The following is a 6,412-nucleotide window of genomic DNA, read 5'->3' as shown; positions in this document are numbered from 1 at the left end:
AATAGCTGATTGATTTTAGCCAATACTTCTTCCAGTTGCGCAATCAGCCCCTCTTTCTGTGCGGGCAGGATTTCTTCAGGCAAAAATTGACTTGGGGCCTGCCGGCTTGTTTTGAGATAATTGTTACGCACCGTGTCGTAGTCCCAGGTTGCGCGTTGCAGGGATCCGAATTTTTGGGCTATATAATCTTTTGACTGAAGTACCTTTGGAAATGGTAGAAGCGTTAAGAGAATATGTTTTAGCTGCTGACCAGCCGTCCATTTTTCATGATTACGATATGAAAAATGGGGCTCAGGTAATGCCTGGATATAGGCAATAACCGTATGGTGGTTGTCAGAAAAAGTTTTGATCAGTTCTTGTCTATTCATCCTAATTTTAGTGATAAGTGATTATTTCGATCGTTTTTTCTAGCTTATTGATAAGTCAAAGTCAGTATGATCTACTAAAAATATAAAATTATTTGCTACCCTCAATTATGAATCTCACTTATTCGGTGTTGATCAAAGCTAAAAAAGGCCGGTACTATTTGTTATACCGGCCGTTTATTCTATCGATCTAAGTTTTAATATGCACCAAAATCTGCAAGATGAGAATAGAAGAAATCACCCCAAGAACTTGTCGACTCTATTTTAAGGTATTGGGTGCTAACGGATGTAGTAAGGTCGACATTGATCCAGGAGCCCGCGACTTTGCTCAATTGTGTCGTTTTGATCAAGGTCCAACTTACACCATTTGTACTTGAGTAAATATTGACATCTTTCATCGCTCCATTTAAATTATCGCGGTTACGGAAAGCAATACCTTTCACGGTGCGTAATGCACCCATATTGACGGAAAAGAAATGTGGCTGCGGGGTTTGAGTGGACGACCACGGAGTATGCCAGACCGTACTTCTATTCATATCCAATACATTGCTGGCTGGTGATCCAGGCTCATTACTATCGCTAGCTACAATTGACCAACCTGTTGTCGGTAACAGTTTATAGGTCACAACCTTCGATAAATCGGGTATATTGTTAACGAAGTTATAGGCGTATCCTAAGGTGGTACGGCTTCCATTGACATGGAGAAATCCTATTCTCATTTCGTAATTCCCTGTCAGATCATAAAAATCAGCTAATGGGCACTCAAATCGAAAACTATCCTGTCCAATTATTTTTGTCGACCATTGTACGGCATCATAATCGTTATTCACTCCAAATGGCTCCCTATCATGCCAAACAACAATGTCATTGACCGGTTTTGTTGTTGTAAATTTCCCGGAAACGATAATCTTATTGTTCACAAAGCTTGATGACAAGGATGTTATTTCTGCAGATGCGGATGCGTACCAGTCAGTTCTTACCACAGAGCTGAATACTTGGCTATTGTTAAATGTTGCTGCTGTGGTACTGGTCAAAGAAGTTGTAGAGATTCCATAGGTTGAATTGCCCGAACCCATCAATGCCGTACCTAAAGCTGGCGCTAACGTTTTGTTCATTCTGTTGTGGCTGGCATTTAAGCCATGGCCCAGTTCGTGAATCATTCCACCTATCCATACAGTTGCTTTCCATCCAATATCACCGCCTATTCCTAAGTTTTTGGCGTCCAGATTTACATAATCTAATGCGTAGCAGCTGGTACCTGTGCCATAGAATGGAGGGCCTCCCGGATTAGCTGGATCTGTATTGTAGGTTGGAATAATGATTAGATTGTGCTCGCTTTTTTTTCCTGACGGATTTTGATTAAAATAGCTGTCCACTTCGGCTTTCACAGCGCCGCTGCCCCCTGAGTACGGATAAGTAGCTTTGCCATATTTTCCAGCGATGTAATGGATATTAATCAGGCTGTCATTGAGCAGATCCAATCCGAAGGATTTTCTGCCGAAGCCTTCGCGATCCATATTATTTGCAAACATATTTTGGGCGTCCAACAGGATCTTGCTAAGACGCTTTCTGAAGTTGGGAATGGAATCCACATCATTTGGAACAAAATAGATGACGTTCAGCTTGTAGGGATTACTGTTCCATTCATTTGTTACCGAGCTAGTTGATGTTTTTGCTTTTAGAGTTTCGACACTTTCTTCGGTATTTACCAAGGTCTTGTTACAGGATGCAGCCCCTAAAGCGAGGGTTGCAAGCATTAGATTTAAAAGTTTTCTCATAATGGTTTATATTGTGTATCAATAAATATAAATAAGGCATCTTTTATTGGTGTGTAAAAAAATAAACTTTTATCACAATTAGTTTAGTCAATCGATTGATTAATCAACTTTGAAAAATGTTTTGTAACATTTTAATTTATTTGAGCATGAAATGGTTGAGAGTTAATAATGGCTGGATAAAATTTAACCGACTTCTTACTTGCTTTTCATCCAGGTCTTATTACATTTGATTGTATGAATATTTAAATCGTATGGAAAAAATTAAAAACCTGATATTATTGTTGGGCGCACCCAATGATGAGCAGGGGAATCTCAGCGTTATGGCATTAGATAGAAATGAATGTGCCTATAATTTCTATTGTCATAATGAAGGGACTACAATTTTGTGTACCGGCGGCATGGGTGAACATTTCAATCGGACAGAAAAGCCGCATGGCGCTTATGCTCAAGCTTATCTTATGGAAAGAGGTGTCGCGGAGAAAGATTTACTTCCATGTGTACTATCCACAAATACTGACGAAGATTTTATGCTATCAAAAGAGATCATCAAAAAGATCTCTCCGGATCTCTTCATCGTGATTACCTCAGATTTTCACATGAAGCGAGCGAAATTATTGCAAGAAAAACTCATTGACTACCCAAATGTATTGTTTATTGCTGCAAAGTCGACTGTTAGTCCCGACGAACTTAATTTGTTGTTACGGCATGAACAACAAGCTATTCGAAGAATACTGAAACGTTAAACAGGTGTATTGAATAGCACTATTTTTAGCGGTTGCCTCTTATGCCGGCAAATTTTTTATACATTAACCCAGTTTCTTTCTGAGCCATTTGCGGACAGGTTCGTCATACCATTTCAAGCTTACATAGGCCATTGTAATACTTCCTACCAAAATCAATAGGGCATAAGGCAAAGCTTTTATAAGCGTCATATCCTTATTGTTGCTGATCCAGGCAACATAAAAATAGACGAAAGGGTAGTGTACGAGGTATAGCGGGTACGAGATGTCACCCAGAAATTTACAAAGCTTGTTTTCTAATCTGCTGCTTGATATGCTGCTTGTCCCCAGGTAAACGATCAGGGGGAATACAATGATAATACATACCGACTCATATATCCCGTTCATCCAGAGCTGTTCTGCTCCACCTATACGAGGCATATACAATACAATGGCGATTAAAATACTACAGTATAAAAAAGCATGTCGGATACGGCTCGGGCTCGTTATTCTGGATAGCAGGAGTCCCGCAAAAAAAGGGTACATGGTGCGGGTGATTCCTATCCGCACTTGTTCAGCATTTAATGTCCAGCCACCGCTAACATCTCCAGTAGGACTTGTGATCGCCAAATGGGCGAGTGCCACAGCTGCAATAAAGACCAAAATGCTTAACCCTGTTTTGGATAGTTTGCGAATACCGATGGCATATAGCATATTGGCAATATATTCAAAAAACAATGACCAACCGACACTATTGAGCGGATGCATTTCCTGCCAGCCTCGAATATCCAAAGAGAGGGGAACTGGAAGAATCGTATAACCAATGAGCATGACCAAAAGCATTTTCCAGAGCGGAACGGTGTGAATAAGTGGCCAGATTGTAGAATCTGTAAAATAAAAGCCTATTGCGCCAAGAGTCATACCTAATATAACCATCGGCTGAAGGCGTTCAATACGGCGTTTAAAGAAGGTACCAATAGACATTTTATGCCAGCGATCATCATAGGCATAGCCGATTACAAATCCAGATAAAAGGAAGAAAAAATCAACGGCCAAATAGCCATGGTTGACCAAGATATCGAGATGTCCTGTTCCCAATGGCTCCGTGAGATGAAAGGTTACAACGATAATCGCAGCGACGCCTCGTAGTCCGTCTAAAATGGGATAGTGTGGCTTTGTAGAAAGGTTTTTATTGTTCATGGCTTCTGATTGTATTTCGAAGATGTCTATGGACTTGCTAACTGTTTATAAATGTTATTGAATGAATGGCTGAAAATAATGAAATAACAGGTTTAAATTTGATCAAATCGTATCAAAATCCCGATGGTTAGTCTCATTTTTTGTGATGTACCGAATCGTTTATGGGGATTCACAATTTTTATTGCTGGTACACTCAGCTGCCGGCATTTTAATGCTTATAGATTGTACATTCCGAGATCCAATGACCCAAATTTTTCATATCTTGTTGTCCAATTCACAAAGGCTTTCTTCGACTGTCAGTTTACGTGAAATCGAGAAGCTCCCTTTGCGCATTGAAAATTCCGCTGTGCATTTATAAACATAAATTAATAAAAGAAATGATCGTTGTTAAAGTAACCTATAGTGTCCATGATGACTATGTACACATGAATAAAAAAATGATTGAAAGCTTTCTCAAAGATTTCAGGAAGTTAGATGGAACACAATTCCTGTATACTATTTTGCAGGGTGGTGAAAGCAATACTTTCGTACATATTTCCCAATATAAGAATAAAGAGATACAGGATCAATTGCTGAGAATACCGAGCTTTGTCCTTTTTCAGGAACAAAGAGATAAAAACCTTGCTGTTGAGCCCAAAATTGAGTTTATGAACTTTATAGGGAGCTCAAACGATCCGTTTTAGCGAAGGAGGGACCGCGCTTCATGCAAAAGATATGTTTAATCACTATAGGCAATTAAACCACTTTGTTTGTTACTTGCAATGTCAAGTATTTGGATGAAGCTATTTATGTCAGTATCCATTTGGAGTCCCTTGTTTAGTATAATTTGCTCAATTTGTTTAATCAGAGCAGTATCCAGCCTGAAATCCGTATAATAGTCAAATCGTGTGGCGATTATGCCTTTTCGCTGAAGACTGCTGAAAGTTTTTTCTTCAAGTTGTCCAGCGAAAACCAATCCTGCCTTTTCAGGGAAATCTGGTTTTACTTGTTTATCATCAATAATATAAAAATCTAACATCTCAGGATTTAATTTTTGCATGTATCTGGTTATTACGACTCGATAATGGGCCGTTTACTTCAATAGCTTGTATACCAAAGTCGTCAATCCAATCGCGGAGTAAATCATTAACTTTAGATCTAAGTTTGGGTAGATCCGACTTGTGGCAAGGTATCAAATCGGGTTCTTCAATGGGGACAAACACCAAAAGATCAATTTCGGCCAATATAGCAAAGGTCTTTTCAAAAAGGAACTGAATATTTTTCTTTGGATCAAGAATATACAGATAAGCTAAGATGTCGAGTACACATCTATCGAATATTACATTGTCTCCGCTTTGTGAAATTAGCTGGGCGGAGTAGTTAAATTGTTCAACGAAATCTTCGGCAGTGGGTTCTTCAAGGAATTCATGCCCCGATGATTCCAGCTGATAGTAAGGTTCTACTTCCAGTGTATACCCGGGAAGCTTTTCTAGCAGCTCTTCTGCTAAGGTGGTTTTACCTACTTTGTGCGTGCCAAATAGAGCAATTCTCATTTTTTAAATTTATAAGATTAAAAAAATACGATATGATTCCAACTTCCAGCTGTATTAAGCTACGTGTTTTTTTTGATACTAGTTGTAAAATATTATATTTATATGAGATTAATTTATAATTATTTCATTTTAAGTGTGATGCAGTGTGCTGGTATTGTTTGAGTGTGGTTTAGGTAGCAGTTACTTATTCTTTGCTTCAGAAATCTTTATATATTATCTTGTAATCCTTAGAAGGAAAAAACAATACTGTTATTATGAATATTTTAATTGTTTACTGCCATCCTAGTAATCTGTCGTATACATTTGATATATATAATCACTTAAAAAAGATGTTGATTTCTGAGAACTGTTTTATTGAAGTTTCCGATTTGTATGCTAACAATTTTCAGAGTAATCTGACCGTAGAAGAATACCAGCGGGAAGGGGGGAACAATATCAAATTGTCTATTCCCAATGATGTGCTCGAAGAGCATCGAAAAATAGAAAATGCGGATTGTATTATCTTCCTTTATCCTGTTTGGTGGAGCGATTGTCCTGCAATGATGAAAGGCTGGTTTGATAGAGTTTATTGCCTTGGTTATGCTTATGGCCACGTAGCAGAGCTGCCAAAGATGAAAATAATTAAGCAGGGAATAGTGATCTGTACTGCCGGACATCCTAATAAGTTTTTAGAGGAAATTGGTATTGCTCAGAGCATGGAAAAAGTTATGCTTGAGGACAGACTTGGAACACGCTTTCAGCATAAAGAAATGTTAATTCTAGGCGGAACTTTAGCAATAGATGAAGTGAGAAAGGAGCACTTAGGTCAAATTAGTGAA

The 6,412-nt window shown here is 38.5% G+C and carries 8 protein-coding genes; 3 read left to right on the top strand and 5 right to left on the bottom strand.

Going from position 1 to position 6,412, the window contains the following annotated elements:
• Both B2X72_RS08950 and B2X72_RS08945 read right to left on the bottom strand, forming a co-directional pair.
• Positions 1 to 368 (bottom strand): hypothetical protein (locus B2X72_RS08950; protein WP_286849211.1); only part of this gene is annotated, 368 nt, incomplete at its 3' end.
• Between the two features lie 194 nt (positions 369 to 562).
• Positions 563 to 2,143 (bottom strand): discoidin domain-containing protein, encoded by a 1,581-nt coding sequence (locus B2X72_RS08945; protein WP_198385910.1) that lies wholly within the window; start codon positions 2,141 to 2,143, stop codon positions 563 to 565.
• A gap of 251 nt (positions 2,144 to 2,394) precedes the next feature.
• Between B2X72_RS08945 and B2X72_RS08940 the strand changes: the two genes are divergently transcribed.
• On the top strand, positions 2,395 to 2,886 hold the full coding sequence (locus tag B2X72_RS08940) for a YdcF family protein (RefSeq protein ID WP_088161719.1): 492 nt from the start codon (positions 2,395 to 2,397) through the stop codon (positions 2,884 to 2,886).
• A 63-nt stretch (positions 2,887 to 2,949) separates the two neighbouring features.
• Here B2X72_RS08940 and B2X72_RS08935 read toward each other — a convergent pair whose 3' ends face one another.
• Positions 2,950 to 4,062, bottom strand: coding sequence for an acyltransferase family protein (locus B2X72_RS08935; protein WP_088161718.1), 1,113 nt, complete (start codon positions 4,060 to 4,062; stop codon positions 2,950 to 2,952).
• A 377-nt stretch (positions 4,063 to 4,439) separates the two neighbouring features.
• Here B2X72_RS08935 and B2X72_RS08930 point away from each other — a divergent pair, with 377 nt between their 5' ends.
• A complete protein-coding gene (locus B2X72_RS08930; RefSeq protein ID WP_088161717.1) occupies positions 4,440 to 4,745 on the top strand; it encodes a hypothetical protein in 306 nt (101 codons plus the stop codon).
• Positions 4,746 to 4,780: 35 nt separating this feature from the next.
• On the opposite strand, the gene B2X72_RS08925 is transcribed toward B2X72_RS08930, so the two are convergent.
• Both B2X72_RS08925 and B2X72_RS08920 read right to left on the bottom strand, forming a co-directional pair.
• Positions 4,781 to 5,101, bottom strand: a complete 321-nt coding sequence (locus B2X72_RS08925) for a hypothetical protein (protein ID WP_088161716.1) — start codon at positions 5,099 to 5,101, stop codon at positions 4,781 to 4,783.
• Entirely contained in the window at positions 5,082 to 5,594 is a 513-nt protein-coding gene (locus B2X72_RS08920) for an AAA family ATPase (protein WP_088161715.1), read from the bottom strand. Before B2X72_RS08920 ends, B2X72_RS08925 begins: the two co-directional genes overlap by 20 nt.
• Before the next feature lie 254 nt (positions 5,595 to 5,848).
• Between B2X72_RS08920 and B2X72_RS08915 the strand changes: the two genes are divergently transcribed.
• Positions 5,849 to 6,412 (top strand): NAD(P)H-dependent oxidoreductase (locus tag B2X72_RS08915; RefSeq protein ID WP_286849205.1); only part of this gene is annotated, 564 nt, incomplete at its 3' end.

It is taken from the genome of Sphingobacterium sp. UBA7253, assembly GCF_002472745.1.
Lineage (GTDB): Bacteria > Bacteroidota > Bacteroidia > Sphingobacteriales > Sphingobacteriaceae > Sphingobacterium > Sphingobacterium siyangense.
The sequence above is the reverse complement of the archived record's forward strand: the minus strand, read 5'-3'. Positions and strand labels throughout refer to the sequence as shown.

Bases quoted from the DNA above. Each gene is read 5' to 3' on its own strand.
- B2X72_RS08945 (WP_198385910.1), bottom strand. From the start codon at position 2,143: ATGAGAAAACTTTTAAATCTAATGCTTGCAACCCTCGCTTTAGGGGCT.
- B2X72_RS08940 (WP_088161719.1), top strand. From the start codon at position 2,395: ATGGAAAAAATTAAAAACCTGATATTATTGTTGGGCGCACCCAATGAT.
- B2X72_RS08935 (WP_088161718.1), bottom strand. From the start codon at position 4,062: ATGAACAATAAAAACCTTTCTACAAAGCCACACTATCCCATTTTAGAC.
- B2X72_RS08930 (WP_088161717.1), top strand. From the start codon at position 4,440: ATGATCGTTGTTAAAGTAACCTATAGTGTCCATGATGACTATGTACAC.
- B2X72_RS08925 (WP_088161716.1), bottom strand. From the start codon at position 5,101: ATGCAAAAATTAAATCCTGAGATGTTAGATTTTTATATTATTGATGAT.
- B2X72_RS08920 (WP_088161715.1), bottom strand. From the start codon at position 5,594: ATGAGAATTGCTCTATTTGGCACGCACAAAGTAGGTAAAACCACCTTA.